9 protein-coding genes are annotated in these 15,866 nt (G+C 72.2%); 5 read left to right on the top strand and 4 right to left on the bottom strand.

Going from position 1 to position 15,866, the window contains the following annotated elements; genetic code table 11:
* Nucleotides 1-145 precede the first annotated feature (145 nt).
* Together F9278_RS06490 and F9278_RS06485 are read left to right on the top strand one after the other, a co-directional pair.
* Nucleotides 146-1,024, top strand: a complete 879-nt coding sequence (locus tag F9278_RS06490) for a hypothetical protein (RefSeq protein WP_152167410.1) — start codon at nt 146-148, stop codon at nt 1,022-1,024.
* A gap of 155 nt (nt 1,025-1,179) precedes the next feature.
* Nucleotides 1,180-5,883, top strand: a complete 4,704-nt coding sequence (locus F9278_RS06485) for a hypothetical protein (RefSeq protein ID WP_152167409.1) — start codon at nt 1,180-1,182, stop codon at nt 5,881-5,883.
* A 71-nt stretch (nt 5,884-5,954) separates the two neighbouring features.
* Here the strand turns inward: F9278_RS06485 and F9278_RS06480 are convergent, their stop codons facing one another.
* From F9278_RS06480 to F9278_RS06465, 4 genes are all read right to left on the bottom strand, one after another.
* Nucleotides 5,955-7,505: a GMC family oxidoreductase gene (locus F9278_RS06480; RefSeq protein ID WP_152167408.1), complete on the bottom strand. Its 1,551-nt coding sequence runs from the start codon at nt 7,503-7,505 to the stop codon at nt 5,955-5,957.
* Nucleotides 7,506-7,604: 99 nt separating this feature from the next.
* On the bottom strand, nt 7,605-9,191 hold the full coding sequence (locus F9278_RS06475; RefSeq protein WP_152167407.1) for an APC family permease: 1,587 nt from the start codon (nt 9,189-9,191) through the stop codon (nt 7,605-7,607).
* Nucleotides 9,192-9,310: 119 nt separating this feature from the next.
* Nucleotides 9,311-10,777: an aldehyde dehydrogenase family protein gene (locus tag F9278_RS06470; RefSeq protein ID WP_152167406.1), complete on the bottom strand. Its 1,467-nt coding sequence runs from the start codon at nt 10,775-10,777 to the stop codon at nt 9,311-9,313.
* A gap of 362 nt (nt 10,778-11,139) precedes the next feature.
* Entirely contained in the window at nt 11,140-11,691 is a 552-nt protein-coding gene (locus F9278_RS06465) for a hypothetical protein (protein ID WP_152167405.1), read from the bottom strand.
* 419 nt (nt 11,692-12,110) lie between these two features.
* On the opposite strand from F9278_RS06465, the gene F9278_RS06460 reads away from it, so the two are divergent.
* The 3 genes from F9278_RS06460 to F9278_RS06450 are packed head-to-tail and all read left to right on the top strand — an operon-like array spanning nt 12,111 to nt 15,820.
* Nucleotides 12,111-14,981: a sensor histidine kinase gene (locus F9278_RS06460; RefSeq protein ID WP_152167404.1), complete on the top strand. Its 2,871-nt coding sequence runs from the start codon at nt 12,111-12,113 to the stop codon at nt 14,979-14,981.
* On the top strand, nt 14,978-15,415 hold the full coding sequence (locus F9278_RS06455) for a roadblock/LC7 domain-containing protein (RefSeq protein ID WP_152167403.1): 438 nt from the start codon (nt 14,978-14,980) through the stop codon (nt 15,413-15,415). The genes F9278_RS06460 and F9278_RS06455 overlap by 4 nt, the downstream gene beginning before the upstream one ends.
* A 9-nt stretch (nt 15,416-15,424) precedes the next feature.
* Nucleotides 15,425-15,820, top strand: coding sequence for a DUF742 domain-containing protein (locus F9278_RS06450; RefSeq protein WP_005485618.1), 396 nt, complete (start codon nt 15,425-15,427; stop codon nt 15,818-15,820).
* The last annotated feature ends 46 nt before the right edge of the window (nt 15,821-15,866 follow it).

The following is a 15,866-nucleotide window of genomic DNA, read 5'->3' as shown; positions in this document are numbered from 1 at the left end:
CGCCGTCGGGGTTTCGGTTGTTGCTCGGGGGCGGGTTCGCCGTGGCCGGCCGCGCCCACGCGGCGAAGCCGCACATGTCAGAGCCCCGCGCCCCGGAAGGGGCGCTGCCATGCCCCCCTGGTCATGAGATCGAGGAGTTCCTGTCGTGAGTGAGAACGTCGAGTGGAGTGAGCCGGAGACGGCCGCCGCTCCCGCTGCCGCTGTCCTCACCCCCGCCGACGCCGCCGATGCCGCGCGGCTCGTCGCCTTCGGGCTGCAGCCGAAGCTTCAGCCTGCCCGGGATCAGGAGTACGGGGAGCTGCTGCGGCGGTATCGGGAGGATTCGGCGTTCGCGAGGCTCGCCGACGCCGTGGCCGCCGGGCTCGGGCTGGTCGTGCTGGAGGTGTCGCCGCGGGCCGGGATGGCGGTGACGGCGGCCGAGGACTCGGTGTTCGCGGTGCGGATGGGGGACTACGCGCGGCGGACGGCGGCGGACTCGGTGGACCGGTTCCTGCACGGCCTGGCGCATCTCGCGGTGGCCGCGATGGCGTTCCCCCGGCCCGAGGACCTCGCGGACGACGGGTACATCGGGCGTGTGTCGGTCAACGGCGTCGACGCCTTCGTCCGGCAGGCCTGCCGACGGCTGGAGGAGCGGGCCGAGGAGCAGGGGGAGAACACCGACCCCGCGACCGACGCGCCGGGCCTGGAGTCGTCCTGGCGGACCTGGGCGAGACGCAGCTCCACCGGGGCCACCAAGGACGCGCGCCGGCTGGCCGGTTCCACCACCGGCATCATCGGCAAGGCGGTGGGCTTCCTGACCGACTCGGGATTCCTCCAGCGCACCGGGGACGACAACGGCGGTACGTATCGCACGACCGCGCGTTATCAGCTTCAGGTGCGGGACATGGCGGGCAGCGCCGCGATGGCCGAACTGCTGGAGCTGGGCATCGTGCCGGTCACCGACGGCTCGGCCTCGCTGCTGCCCGCCGAGGACACCGACGACCTGGAGCTGGTGGCCGACGCCGGGCTGCCGTTCCACTCCTGACCGCCACGACCACCCGTACGCCCCACGACCGCCACCCGAACGTCCCACGATCACGCGCAACGCCCACGCAGCCATCTGCGGATCTCCTGTAGATCCCCTGGATCTCTGTCACCGCCCCGCACGAACCACCGATACGACCGCGAAAGTCCCCCGCCATGTACGAGCTGTCCCGGGTCCGCCTCTACTCCATCGGGCCGGCCGGTGCGCGCTACGCCGACACCGTGCTGGACCTGAGGGGTGTGGGCGCGTACGTGCCCGACCCCGCGCCGCAGCAGGCGGAGTTCTTCGAGGAGGAGCCGACCGGGCCGCCGCGCCGGCCGGCCCCGGCGGGTGTGCTGTTCCTGGAGAACGGCGGCGGCAAGTCCGTGCTGCTCAAGCTGATCTTCTCGGTGATGCTGCCGGGCCACCGGAACACCCTGGGCGGCGCCAGCTCCGGTGTGCTGCGGAAGTTCCTGCTGGCCGACGACTGCGGGCATGTCGCGCTGGAGTGGCAGCACACGCTGACCGGCGAGTGCGTCGTCGTGGGCAAGGTGAGCGAGTGGCGGGGGCGCCAGGTCTCCAACGACCCGCGGAAGTTCGCCGAGGCCTGGTACTCCTTCCGGCCCGGTCCGGGGCTGAGCCTGGACAACCTGCCCGTCGCCGAGGCCACCGCCGTACGGCCGCCCGTCGAGGGCGCGTCCGGCGCACAGGGCCGGCGGCGGACCATGAAGGGCTTCCGGGACGCCCTCACCGAGGCGGGCAAGGCGTATCCGCACCTCGAAGTGCACTGGGAGGAGATCCACGACCGCTGGAACGAGCATCTGACGGACCTCGGTCTCGACCCCGAACTCTTCCGCTACCAGCGCGAGATGAACGCGGACGAGGGTGAGGCCGCCGGGCTCTTCGCGGTGAAGAAGGACTCCGACTTCACCGATCTGCTGCTGCGGGCGGTCACCGACACCCGCGACACGGACGGGCTGGCCGACCTGGTCGGCGGGTTCGGCAACAAGCTCGGGCGGCGGGCCGAGCTGATCGCCGAGCGGGACTTCACGGCCGGGTCCGTGGATCTGCTGGGCCGGATCGTCGAGGCCGCCGAGGGCAGGGCACGGGCCCGGGACATCCACGCGGGCGCCGAGCGGCGCACCCGCACCCTGGCCCGGCGGCTCACCGCGCGGGCCGCGCGGGAGCGGCTGCGGGGCACCGACCTCGCCCAGCGGGTCACCGCCGCCGCGTACGCGGTCACCCACTCCGAGGCCGCCCGCGACCGCAGCGCGCTGATCGCTGCCGAACTCGCCTACCGGCACGCCTCGCTGGCGCTGGCCGCCGCCGAGAAGTCGGCCGCCGCGCAGAAGCGGGAGCTGGCCGACGCGCGCACCCTGCACTCCGCCTGGCAGGCCGCCGAGGCGGTGCTCCGGCACCGGGCCGCCGCCGACCGGGTCGCCCGCGTCGCCGCCGCCATCCAGGAGGCCGAACGGGACGCCGCCCCCGCGCTCGCCGCCCGCGCCAAGGCCGCCGTCGACCTCGTCCGCGCGCTGGCCGCCGCCGCGGAGAGCGCCGAGGACCTGGCGAACGAGGGCGAGGAGAAGTCGGCGGCGCTGCAGGAGGTCGGCGAGGCCGCCCACCGGGACGCGACGTCCGCCGCCACCGAGGCGCAGCGCGCCCGCAGCGAGGTCGGGCATCTCAAGCAGCGGCTCGGCGAGGTCGAGCAGGAGACCGCCGAGGCGGTCCGGGCGGGCTGGCTCGACGACAGCGCGCCCGACGCCGACCCGGCCCGCGCCGCCCTCGCGGCCAGCGACGCCGAGAAGACCGCCGTCGCCGCCTGGGACACCGCACGCGACGCCTCGCGCCGGGCCTCCGAACACGCCCGGGAGGCGTCCTCCGCCGAGTCCCGCGCGGAGCTGACGGCCGCCCGCGCGGCGGACGCCGCACTCGCCGCCGAGCGCGCCCACGACGGGGAACGGCGTACGGCGGAGGGCCTCGCGGGGGAGGAGCGGCTCGCGGAGCTGCTCGGCCTGCCCGGTGCCCCCGGCAGGCCGCGGCCCGGGGTGCCGGTGCCCCGCAGCGCCGAGGGCACGGGTAGCGCGGGGGGCGGGAAGCCCGTGGGAGTCGGTGCCACGATGACCGAGGGCTCCCGTACGGCGGCCGGGCGTGCCGTCGCCGACGGCCCCCTCACCCCGGAGGAGCTGGACCGCTTCGCCGACGAGCTGCGGGAGCTGCTCGACGACAACGTGGCGTCCGCCGAGCGGCACCTCTTCGAGCTGCGGACCGCCGCGGCCGACGACTCCCGCATCCTGGGCGCCCTCGGCGACGGCGGACTGCTGCCGCCGGGCCCGGACGTCCTGGCGACCGTCGAGTTCCTCGGCGAGCACGGCATCCCGGCCCTCCCCGGCTGGCGCTATCTCGCCCAGGCCGTCGACCCCGCCGACCACGCGCGCGTGCTGGCCGCCCGCCCCGAACTGGTCGACGGGGTGATCATCACCGACCCGGCCTCGCATGCCCGTGCCCGCGAGGCGCTGAGCGAGGCGGCGCTGCTGCCGCGCTCCGCCGTGGCCGTCGGTACCGCCGCCGCCCTGCTGGCGCCGACGCCGCCCGCCGAGTCCGGTGACGGGGGAGTGTTCCTGGTGCCGCCGAACCCGGCCATGCACGACGAGCACGCCGCCGACGAGGAGCGGCAGGCGCTGCGCGCGCGGGCCACCGAACGGGACGAGGAGATCCGGGAGCTGGCGGCCCGGCTCGGCAAGGACCGCGAGCTGGCGGCCCGGCTCGCCTCATGGCGCACGGGGTGCCCGGCGGGACGACTCACCGAACTGGCGGACACCGCGCGGGAGACACGCGCGTTCGCCGAGGAGTCCGAGGCGGAGCTGGCGGAGGCACGGACCGTGCGGGCCGAGGCCGAGGAGGAGGCGGCCGAGGCGGCCCAGGTGCGGGACGAGCGGCAGGAGGCCGCGCAGAAGGCCCGCCGTGCCGCCGACGCCCTCGCCGGACTCGCCTTCCGGCTGCGGGAGCGCGCCGGCTGGCAGGTCAAGCTCCGCGAACTCGCCGACGAGGCGGCCGAGTCGGAGGCCCGCGCCCAGTCCTGCCTGGAGCGCGCCCGCGCCGCCGACGAGGATCGCCGTGCCACCCAGCGCGGCGCCGACGACGCCCGCCGCACGGCCCGTGCGCTGCGCGCCGAGCGAGCGGAGATCGCGGGCGCCCCCGACGACGTACCGGAGACGGACGCCGACGCCCCCCGGCAGCCCCTCGCGGCCCTCCGCGAGGCCTACCGCGCCGCCTCCCAGGTGTACGAGAAGGTCGGCGTCGGCGCCGATCTGCGGGCCGAGCAGGCGCGGGCCGAGAGCGACGAGAGCGCCGCGATCACCGACCTGGACCGGCTGACCAACAAGGTCCGCAACCGCGCCGAGCAGCTCCTGCAGTCGCCCGACGGCTCCGACGGGCCCTCCCGGCAGGCGGCGGCGGCCCGCGCCGAGGAACTCGTCCAGCTTCTGGAGACCCGGGTGTCCACCGCGAGCGAGCAGCTCGGGCGGCTGCGCGGCGAGGCCGAGCGGCACGCGCCCGAGGACGGTGGGACGCACACCGAGCTGCCCGAGGAACTGCTCCCGCGCGACGCCGAGCACGCCCAGGCCCTGCTGCGCACGGCCACCACCGAACTCGCCTCCCACGCCGAGGCGCTGACCCGGGCCCGCGAGGCCCACGCCGAACTGCTGGAGTCCCACCGCGCCGCCGAGGACGCCGCCGGCGGCTTCGACGAGACCTCCGCCCTGCTCCGGGACCTGCTGCGCGATCACTCCACCGACGACGAGCAGGCGGAGCCCGAGCCCTACCCCGGCGATCTCGAAGAGGCGCGCAGGGCCGCCGCCGAGGCCCGCCGCTCCCTGCGCGGCTGCGCCGCCGATCTCTCCGCCGCCGAGGCCGCGGTACGCGAGGCCAGCGACGTCCTCGTACGCCACGCCAACTCCACGCGCTACGAGCAGGTCCGCACGCCCGCCCGGCAGCAGATCCGGGAGCTGCCCGCGGCCTCGCTGCCCGAGCACGCCCAGAAGTGGGCCGACGCGTTCGCGCCCCGGCTCCGGGTCCTCACGGACGAGCTGGCGCAGCTGGAGCGCAACCGGGACTCGATCGTCGACCGGCTGCGGGGCCTCGTGGAATCCGCCCTGGCGACCCTGCGCTCCGCCCAGCGGCTCTCCCGGCTCCCGGAGGGCCTCGGGGAGTGGTCGGGCCAGGAGTTCCTGCGGATCCGCTTCGAGGAGCCCGACCAGGCCACCCTCACCGAGCGGCTCGGCGAGGTCGTGGACGAGGCGACCCGCGCGGCGGTGAGGAAGAACTCCGACATGCGCCGCGACGGTATGTCCCTGCTGCTCAGAGGCGTCGGCGCCGCGCTCCAGCCCAAGGGCGTCGCCGTGGAGATCCTCAAGCCGGACGCCGTGCTGAGGGCCGAGCGCGTCCCCGTCGGACAGATGGGCGACGTCTTCTCCGGCGGCCAGCTGCTCACCGCCGCCATCGCGCTCTACTGCACGATGGCCGCGCTCCGCAGCAACGACCGGGGAAGGGACAGGCACCGCCACGCCGGCACCCTGTTCCTCGACAACCCCATCGGCCGCGCCAACGCGACCTACCTCCTGGAACTCCAGCGTGCGGTCTCGGACGCCCTCGGCGTCCAACTCCTCTACACCACGGGCCTCTTCGACACGACCGCACTGGCGGAGTTCCCGCTCGTGATCCGTCTCCGCAACGACGCCGACCTACGGGCGGGCCTCAAATACATCAGCGTGGAGGAACACCTCCGCCCGGGACTGCCCCAGCAGCCCCAGGCGGGGGAGACGGCACACACGGAGATCACCGCGACGAGGATGTACAAGAGGCCGACCACAGCCGCCCCGTAAGGGGCGCGGGGAACTGCGCGAGAAGTCCTACCGGACCCGCAGTCGCCCCACGCCCCAAGCCACCCCACCCTCTAGGCGTCGGCTTTCAAGAGATCCGCGCACTTCTCGCCGATCATCATCGTCGTGATGCACGGATTCACCGTCACCAACTCCGGCATCACCGACCCGTCGGCCACCCGCAGCCCCTCGATCCCCTTCACCCGCAGCCGCGCGTCCAGCGGCGCCGAGGCATCGTCGTCGGCGCCCATCTTCACCGTGCAGGCCGGGTGGTAGACGGTGTTGTGGGTCTTCTGGATGTAGTCGAGCAGCTCCTCACCGGTCTGCACGTCGGGCCCGGGAGCCAGCTCGGCCCCGGCCCAGCCGCTCAGCGCCGGCTGCGCCGCGATCTGCCGGGCGAGCCGCAGGCCGTACGTCATCACACGCACATCGTGCTCGTGCGTGAAGTAGCGCGGGTCGACCTTCGGCTTGTCCCGGTAGTCGCGCGTGCGCAGCCGCACGGTGCCCCGGGACTTCGCCCGTGTCACATTGGGCGTCAGACAGAACGCGTTCTCGGAGGTGGGGTAGCCGTACCGGGCCGTGTTCATGTCGAACGGGACGGACCCGTAGTGGAACATCAGGTCCGGCCGGTCGAGGCCCGGCTCGGTGTCGTAGAAGATGCCCGCCTCCCACCACTGGTTGGACTCGGTGGGCATCGGCTGGGCGGCCTCCCACATGATCACGCCCTCGGGGTGGTCCTGGAGGTTCTCGCCGACACCGGCCGAGTCCACGACCACGTCCACGCCGACCTCGCGCAGCTGCTCGGCGGGGCCGATGCCCGAGAGCATCAGGATCTTCGGGGTGTCGATGGCGCCGCAGGAGACGACGACCTCACGCCGGGCGCGCACCGTCCGGGTGTGGATGAGGTCGGGGTCGAGATACTCGGCGCCGACACAGCGCCGCCCCTCCAGCACCAGCTTCTTGGCGCGGACCCCGGTGCGTACCTCCAGGTTGGGCCGCCGGCCCATGATCGGGTGGAGGTACGCCACCGAGGAGGACTGCCGGATGTTGTTCTCGTCGGAGTTGATCTGGAACCAGTTGGCGCCCCGGACCACCGTCGTGCCGGTGTTGAAGGGCGTCGTCGGGATGCCCGCCTGGACGCACGCCTCCAGCAGGGCGTTGCCGCACGGGTCCTCGCTCTTGATGGTGCGCAGCTTCACCGGACCGGTGCGGCCGTGGTGGTCGCCGGGCGCGTCGTTGGTCTCCAGGCGCCGGTAGAGGGGGAAGAGGTCGGCAGCGGACCAGCCCTCGCAGCCCGCCGCCGCCCAGTCGTCGAGATCCTCCGCCGGCGCCCAGAAGGCGATACAGGAGTTGTGGGACGAACAGCCGCCGAGCACCTTCGCCCGTGCGTGCCGCATGAAACTGTTGCCGCTGGCCTGCGGCTCGACCGGGTAGTCCCAGTCGTAGCCGGACTCCAGCAGCCCCATCCAGCGTTCCAGCTTCAGCACGTCGTCGTCGCCGACGTCGCTGGGGCCCGCCTCCAGGACGCACACCGTGACCGACGGGTCCTCGGAGAGTCTGGCCGCGACCACGTTTCCCGCGGTTCCGCCGCCGACCACTACATAGTCGAACTCGTCTGCCTTCATGGGGAGTTGACCTCCTGTGTGCTGTGCCGTCGAGCTATTGGGCCACTGAGCGGTTGCGCTGGTGTGCTGTGTTGACGGGGGATTCCCGCGAGCCGGCCGTCAGTCGGCCGCCGAGGTGGTGAGGGGTCCGGGCGTCGCGGGCGGTACGGTCCCGTCCTCGACGACCACGCGGTGCTCGGCGAGCACGCCCGTCTTGTGGCGCTGGATGAACCAGTAGTAGGCGAAGCCGCCGCCGGCGATGATCCCGACGAAGAGGACCGCGCCCCACTGCAGATACCAGTGGAAGGGGGCCGCCGCGTTGTAGACCGCGGCCCGGGGCCAGATCAGGTTGAGGGTCATGCCGCCGCCCCAGAGCACGGCGAGGATGTTCACGGGCAGGCCCCAGCGGCCCAGCGAGAACCGGCCGTCCCCGGCGGGCTGCCACTTGCCGCGCAGCCGCGCCACCAGCATCGGCACGGTGACGCCCAGGTACGCCAGGTAGATCATGATGATGCCGATGCTGGTCACCACGGTGAAGATCTGCGGCTGACGGATGTTGACCACGAGGATCGACAGGGCCAGGATCCCGATGATCACGGTCGGCAGCACCGGCGTCTGGAACTTCGGGTGGCACTTGGCCAGCTTCGAGGAGGCGGGAAGGTTGTTGTCGCGGGCCATCGCGAACGCCAGCCGGACCGCCGCCGTGTGCACGGCCAGGGCGCAGACGGTGACCGCGATCAGGACGCACCACAGCATCGCCTTGCCGGCCGTCGGACCGAGCACATTGAGCACGACGTACTGCAAACCGTCCGTGGACAGCTGCTCGCCCTTCAGGCTGGAGACGCTCATCAGCGCCAGCAGCAGGATCAGACCGCCGAGGACGAAGGAGGCGACGATGGCCCGGATGATCGCGCGCGGCGCGTTCCGCGTCGGATCCAGCGACTCCTCACCGAGCGAGGCGGCCGTGTCGAAGCCGTACATGACGTACGCGGACGCCAGCGAGGCCACGAGGAACGCGCCCAGGTAGCCGTTGCCGTAGGCGTCGCCGGTGCCGTTGGTGTCCATGACCACCTGCGGGCCACGGGTGATGTGGACGGCGAACAGCACGATCAGGACGACGGTGGCGATCAGCTCGATGAACACACCCGCCGTGTTGATCCGGGCCATCAGCTTGACGCCGAACGCGTTCACCACGGTGGTGAACAGGATCAGCACCGCGGCCAGGATGACCGCGTTGGTCGCCACGTCGTACTTGCCGGTGCCGTCCCCGACGATCTGGAACACGTCGGAGATCTGGGGCAGCGTCAGCTGGTACGCCAGCGCCACCGCCGCGATCGACACGATGGAGGCGATCAGCATCATCCAGCCGGCGAGCCAGCCCAGATGCGGGTTGCCTATCTTCTTCGACCAGTTGTAGACCGAGCCCGCGACCGGGTAGCGGGCCGCCAGCTCGGCGAAACAGAGCGCGACCATGAACTGGCCGACGAACACCATCGGCCATGACCACCAGTAGGCGGGGCCGCCGCTGGCGAAACCGAAGTAGAACAGCTGGAAGGTTCCGGTCAGGATCGAGATGTAGCTGATCCCGGCGGCGAAGGTGTGGAAGTTGCCCAAGGTGCGCTTGAGTTCGGGCCTGTAGCCGAACTCGGTGAGTTCGGTGTCGTCGGAGCTGTTCTTGGGTCCGGTGGGTTGCTCGATGGTCGTCATGAGCGGACTCCTGGTGGGCCTTGGGGAGGAGGGGAGCGGCTCCTGCGGGTGCCGGGAAACGGTGCGTGAGCCAGGACGGAGACAGAACTACGCCTCCTGTGTCCTGGGTCACAAGAGGGCTAGGCGAACCAACCCTGCGGCGAAGGGTCCGTGTTTCGCCAGATGTGCTTCGCCTCGCGGTACTCGGCGAGCCCCGCGGGCCCGAGTTCGCGGCCGAAGCCGGACTGCTTGACACCGCCCCACTCGGCCTGCGGCACATACGGGTGGTAGTCGTTGATCCACACCGTGCCGATCCGCAGCCGGGCCGCGACCCGCTGGGCCCTGGCCTCGTCCGTCGTCCATACGGCGCCGGCCAGACCGTAGATCGTGTCGTTGGCCAGCCGTACCGCCTCGCCTTCGGTGCTGAAGCGTTCCACCGTCAGCACCGGCCCGAAGGACTCGTCCTGGACCACGGACATCGTGCTCGCGCACTCGTCCAGGACGGTCGGCAGATAGTAGAAACCCTCGTCGTACGCGTCGCCGGTCGGCCGCTCGCCGCCGCAGCGCAGCACCGCGCCCTCGGCGAGACCCTTGGCGACGTACTCCTCGACCTTCGCGCGATGGGCGGCCGAGATCAGCGGCCCGGTCTGGGCGCGCTCGTCGAAGGGGCCGCCGAGCCGGATCTCCCGCGCCCGGCGGACGACCTCGTCGACGAACCGGTCGTGCAGGGAGTCCTCCACCAGCAGCCGGGCGCCCGCCGAGCACACCTGCCCGGAGTGCAGGAAGATCGCGGTCAACGCCATGTCGACGGCCGTGTCGAAGTCGGCGTCGGCGAAGACGATGTTCGGGTTCTTGCCGCCCAGTTCCAGGGCGACCTTCTTCACGCTCGCGGCGGCGTTGGCCATGAGCCGTCGCCCGGTCTGCAGACCACCGGTGAACGAGACCAGGTCCACGTCCGGGTGGTCGGAGAGCGGGGCGCCCGCCTCGGGGCCCGCGCCGAGGACCAGATTGGCCACACCCTCGGGCAGCCCGGCCTCCTCCAGGAGGCGCATCAGATGGATCGCGGTGTGCGGCGTCAGCTCGCTCGGCTTCAGCACGAAGGTGTTGCCGGCCGCGAGCGCCGGGGCGACCTTCCAGGCGGTCTGGAGGAGGGGATAGTTCCACGGGGTGATCAGCGCGCACACCCCGACCGGCTCGTACACGACCCGGCTGTCGACGCCCGCCTGACCGGTGTCGACGACCCGGCCCGTCTCGGCGGTGGCCGCCCGTCCGAAGTAACGGAAGCAGTTCGCGATGTCGTCGATGTCGTACTCGCTCTCCACCAGCCGCTTGCCGGTGTCGAGGGACTCGGCGCGGGCGAGCGCGTCCTTGTCGCGTACGAGCAGGTCGGCGACCCTGAGCAGCAGGTCACCGCGGTCGGCGGGCGTGGTGGCGGGCCAGGGGCCGTCGTCGAAGGCGCGGCGGGCGGCCGTGATCGCCTCCACGGTGTCCTTGCCGCCGGCCTCGTCGACGACCGCGACCAGGCTGCCGTCGGCGGGGCAGCGGATCTCACGCGTCCGGCCGTCGAGCGCGGATCGCCATGCTCCGCCGATGAAAAGTTCGGGCATGTCTTTCGTTCCTCCTGGTCAGCGCCGTACGGCAGGCGCCCTCGCCGCTGGGCGCCTAACCGGACGACCGCGTTCTATGCCCAAGAGGGAGTCAAATGTGACGGTCGACACGTCTGGTCAGAGGCCTGACATTCGAGGGAACCGCCCTCACCTGCCCCGGAGACCAGTCACGAAGGGTCCGCTGCGGTGCCCGGTGGACACCAGCACACCACCCTTCGCACACACCTGCGAGGCAACGGCAGCCCTTGCCCGGGGCCGACCGCGGGAGGATCCGGGCGGAGGGCGAGGCGATCGGAGGAAGAGGCGGCCGTGGCCGCCCCGAGGAGGCGGGCCCCCTGTCATGAGGGCCCGCCCCGGGTGTACTACGGGTGCGACAGCTGCCCGGAGCCACCGCGCCGGCGTATCCGCTCCTGTGTGCGCTGTGCCGCCCGTGCCTCCCGGCGTGCCCGGCGCCGCTCACGGCGCAGCGAGCGCGCCGTGCTGCTGGGGACCGAGATCACGCCGTTGCGCTGGTTCCACACCTGGCGGGTCACCCAGACGTCCAGCACGCCCCAGGTCGCCGCGATCGTGCTCGCCACACTGCTCAGAACCATCGGGAACGCCAGCCAGGAACCCGCCAGGGTGCACAGGAACGCCACCATCGCCTGAAGCAGTGTCACCGCGATGATGAGGACCGCGCGCACCGCCGCCGTCCGCACCGGATCGGGCAGCCGTCGCCTGCGCGCCGGCTCCTCGATCCACAACGGCCGGTAATGCACCCGTTCTTCGTCGCCTCGGGGCAAGATCCTTCGTTCTTCCACCGCGACGCTTTCCCCCGTCAGGAGGCCGCGATCCGGTGCCTGAGCACTTCGCGCCGCCCTCTCGGGCGTCGCCGCTCCGTCCCCGGGCGCTACGCGCCGCTCCACCGTGCCCATCAACTTGTCACTCCCCACCGCCGGTGGACCAACAGTCACCGGGTCCCGAGACCCGGCCCCCCACTGGTGCCCGACTTCCTCCGGTTCACGCCGCCTGGAAGCGGCTTGCGGGACCTGTGGCCGATTCCGCCCCCAATTCCCGTACAGAAAGACGATCGACGAGCGTCGAAGATTCCCGCGGAACGCAAAAATCCGGCCAACTGGTCGACTTCTCCGACGAGATGCCACGGGTTCAAGTGCCTGACAGGGCCAGGCAATCCACCCCAAAGGGCGAACAACTCCCCATGTCCGGTTCGCCTCAGGTCCGGAGTGCCCCCCTCCTCCTCTTCGAGATACGTGTGAGTCGGTAGTAGGCTCACGCCGTTTGTTGACGCACATGTGTGCCCCCGGGCCTGGCGGGGGTCAAGCTGGGGGAGGCCATGCGCTTTCGCGGGAAATCGATCCGCCGGAAGATCGTGGCACTGCTGCTCGTGCCCTTGGTGGCACTGACCGGTGTCTGGACGTTCGCCACCGTGCTGACGGGCCGTGAGGCGAGCGATCTCTTCAGGGTGGCTGACATCGTCGCGGAGGTCGGCTACCCCACCGAGGACACCATCCGCGTCCTCCAGCAGGAACGCCGCCAGACCCTCGTCTACCTCGCCGCCCCCCGGTCCGACGAGGCGCTCGCGGCACTCGACCGCAGCCGGTCCGCCACGGACGCGGCGGTCGAGGAGTTCCGCGAGCACGCCACGGACTCCGACCTGCGGGACGAGATGGGCGAGCCCACCTCGCTGCGGCTCACGGCCATCCTGGACGCCCTCGACACCCTGCCCTCCCTGCGCACGAGCGTCGAGAGCGGCACCGTCACGGTCACCCAGGCCCTCGGCCACTACAACGAACTCGTCGACCCCTGCTTCACCCTGCTCTCCAACCTCCCCGCGCTCGACAGCGTGGAGATGGACAAGCAGGGTCGTGCCCTGATCAACGTCGGCCGCGCCCACGAACTCCTCTCTCGCGAGGACGCCCTGCTCAGTTCCGTGCTCGTCGCGGACCGGATCACCCAGGACGACATCCGCGACTTCTCCGACCTCGTCGCGCAGCGCACCCTGCTGTATGAGATCAGCCTGCCGCAGCTGCCCTCCGCCGAACGGGACCGCTACCAGGAGTACTGGACGAGCGCGAGCTCCGCTCCGCTGCGCTCGGTCGAGCAGGCCGTCATCGCCTCCGACCCGGGCAAGCCCGCAGGGGTCACCGCGAAGGCGTGGGACACCTCCGTCGAGCCCGTCCTCGCCGACCTCCGCGACCTCAGCATCGAGGCGGGCGACCGCTTCCAGGACCGCGTCAGCCCACTGGCCACCAATGTCATCCTGAGGGCCGCCGTCGCCGGTGTCCTCGGCCTCTTCGCCCTGCTGGTCTCGCTCTTCATGTCCGTGCGCATCGGCCGCGCCCTCATCCGCGACCTGCGCCGGCTCCGCCAGGAGGCCCACGAGACCGCCGGGGTGCGACTGCCCAGCGTGATGCGCCGGCTCGCCGCGGGCGAACAGATCGACGTGGAGACCGAGGTGCCACGCCTGGAGTACGACAGGAACGAGATCGGCGAGGTCAGCCAGGCCCTCAACACCCTCCAGCGGGCGGCAGTCGAAGCCGCGGTCAAGCAGTCCGAACTCCGCAGCGGCATCTCCGAGGTCTTCGTCAACCTCGCCCGCCGCAGCCAGGTCCTGCTGCACAAGCAGCTCACCCTCCTCGACACCATGGAACGCCGGACCGAGGACACCGACGAACTCGCCGACCTGTTCCGCCTGGACCACCTGACGACCCGTATGCGCCGGCACGCCGAGGGCCTCGTCATCCTCTCCGGCGCCGCCCCGTCCCGCCAGTGGCGCAAGCCCATCCAGCTCATGGACGTCGTCCGCGCGGCCGTCGCCGAGGTCGAGGACTACGAGCGGATCGAGGTCCGCCGGCTGCCCCGGGTCGCCGTGACCGGCCCCGCGGTCGCCGACCTCACCCACCTCGTGGCCGAACTCCTGGAGAACGCCACGGTGTTCTCGCCGCCGCACACCGCCGTGCAGGTGCTCGGCGAGCGCGTCGCCAACGGCTTCACCCTGGAGATCCACGACCGCGGCCTCGGGATGTCCGCCGAGGCGCTCCTCGACGCCAACCTCAAGCTGGCCGAGACCCCCGACTTCGAACTCTCCGACACCGACCGGCTCGGGCTCTTCGTGGTCAGCCGCCTCGCCCAGCGGCAGAAGGTCCGCGTCTCCCTCCAGCCGTCCCCGTACGGCGGCACCACGGCCGTGCTGTTCATCCCCGACGCCCTCCTCACCGACGACGTCCCCGACACCAACGGCATCGGCTTCCGCCTCGACCGCGCCCACCCCACCCGGGAGGCCGAGCTGGAGGACGAGCGCAACGCCGCGCTCTCCGAGGTCCCGGTCAGGCTCCCGGGGCTCTCCGCCGCCATCCTGGACGGCCCCGTCGAGCTGGAGGCCCCGGTCGCGCCGGAGCCCCTGGGCGGCTTCCCCGGCGCCCTCGGCCAGGAGGACGCCGAACGGGGCGGACTGTTCGGGCCCCGCCGCTCCCTCACCGGCGTCGCCGACGAGCAGCCGACGCGCGACGGCGAAGGACACCGGACCCCCCTCACCGACCCCGACCCGACGCTCGGCCCGGTACCGCTGCCGCAGCGCCGGACCCCGCATCTCGTCAGCTCGCACGGCCGTTCGGTCACCGGGTCCAGGCCGAGGCAGCCCGAGGACGAACCCGAGCAGAGCCGTACACCGGGCCCCGAGGGGATCGCCGACACCCGCCCGCTCACCGCGCTGCGCGGCGACCGGACCGAACCGCAGAGCCGCCCCGGAACCGACCGCACCGCACCCGGGGCCCTTCCCGGCACGCACCGCGCCGGCGCCCTGCCCCCCGGCGGGTACGACGGCCCCGCCCTGCCCCAGCGCCGCCGTACGACTCCGGCGGGCGGCACGGCCCCGACGACCTCGCCGTACGGCCCCGGGGAGCCCACCCCGCGCGCGGGCACGACGACCGACCAGGCAGAATCAGCTCCGGGGCCACTGCCCCGCCGCGTCCGACAGGCCAATCTGGCACCGCAGTTGAAGGACGGCCCCGACCGGCGTGCCGAGCGCGAGCGGTCCCGCCCCGAGCGGCGTCCGGAGCCGACCGAACGGGACGCCGACGAGGTACGCAGCCGTATGGCCTCGCTCCAACGGGGTTGGCAGCGTGGCCGCGAGGAGAACGCCGAGGGCGACGACGCCCAGGACGTCTCAGCACCACGAGGAACGACTAAGGGGGACGGTCGATGACCGCACCGAAGGCCGAAGGGCACACCGCGACAGGCACGTCCGGGGAGCTGAACTGGCTCCTGGACGATCTGGTGCAGCGTGTCGCCAGCATCCGCAAGGCGCTCGTGCTCTCCAGCGACGGACTGCCCACGGGCGTCTCCGAGGACCTCACCAGAGAGGACAGCGAGCACCTGGCCGCCGTCTCCTCCGGCTTCCACAGCCTCGCCAAGGGCGTCGGCCGCCACTTCGAGGCGGGCAGCGTCCGGCAGACCGTCGTCGAACTCGACGACGCCTTCCTCTTCGTCACGGCCGCCGGTGACGGCAGCTGCCTCGCCGTCCTCGCCGACGCCGAGGCGGACATCGGCCAGGTCGCCTACGAGATGACCCTCCTGGTCAAGCGGGTCGGCGTACATCTGGGCTCCGCCCCACGCGCCGATGTCCCCCATGGCGGGTAGTGGGATGGCATGAGCCGAGACGGTCAGGGAAGAAGCCACTGGTTCGACGACGAGGCCGGACCAGTGGTGCGTCCGTACGCGATGACACGCGGCCGGACCAATCACGCGATCCAGCACCGCCTCGACCTGATCGCCGTGGTCGTCACGGAACCGCACGTCGACGACCCGGAGGAGGACCACTCCCTCTCCCCTGAGCACGTCCGTATCGTCGAACTCTGCCGTGACACCCCCCAGTCGGTGGCCGAACTGGCCGCCGACCTGGACCTGCCCGTCGGAGTCGTCCGCGTCCTCGTCGGAGACCTCGTGGACGAGGAACTCGTCCATGTGACCCGCCCCGTCCCGCCCGCCGAGCTGGTCGACGAGAGCATCCTGCGCGATGTCATCAACGGCCTCAGAGCGCTCTGACCGGCCCGGAAGCGGGGCGGATACGTGACAGACAACCATCCAGCAG

It is taken from the genome of Streptomyces phaeolivaceus (assembly GCF_009184865.1).
Lineage (GTDB): Bacteria > Actinomycetota > Actinomycetes > Streptomycetales > Streptomycetaceae > Streptomyces > Streptomyces phaeolivaceus.
This window is presented reverse-complemented; position numbering and strand designations above follow the sequence as displayed.

Excerpts from the sequence above, each read along its gene's own strand:
- F9278_RS06455 (WP_152167403.1), top strand. The coding sequence starts at position 14,978 with ATGACCGCACCGAAGGCCGAAGGGCACACCGCGACAGGCACGTCCGGG.
- F9278_RS06485 (WP_152167409.1), top strand. The coding sequence starts at position 1,180 with ATGTACGAGCTGTCCCGGGTCCGCCTCTACTCCATCGGGCCGGCCGGT.
- F9278_RS06470 (WP_152167406.1), bottom strand. The coding sequence starts at position 10,777 with ATGCCCGAACTTTTCATCGGCGGAGCATGGCGATCCGCGCTCGACGGC.
- F9278_RS06450 (WP_005485618.1), top strand. The coding sequence starts at position 15,425 with ATGAGCCGAGACGGTCAGGGAAGAAGCCACTGGTTCGACGACGAGGCC.
- F9278_RS06465 (WP_152167405.1), bottom strand. The coding sequence starts at position 11,691 with ATGGGCACGGTGGAGCGGCGCGTAGCGCCCGGGGACGGAGCGGCGACG.
- F9278_RS06480 (WP_152167408.1), bottom strand. The coding sequence starts at position 7,505 with ATGAAGGCAGACGAGTTCGACTATGTAGTGGTCGGCGGCGGAACCGCG.
- F9278_RS06460 (WP_152167404.1), top strand. The coding sequence starts at position 12,111 with ATGCGCTTTCGCGGGAAATCGATCCGCCGGAAGATCGTGGCACTGCTG.
- F9278_RS06475 (WP_152167407.1), bottom strand. The coding sequence starts at position 9,191 with ATGACGACCATCGAGCAACCCACCGGACCCAAGAACAGCTCCGACGAC.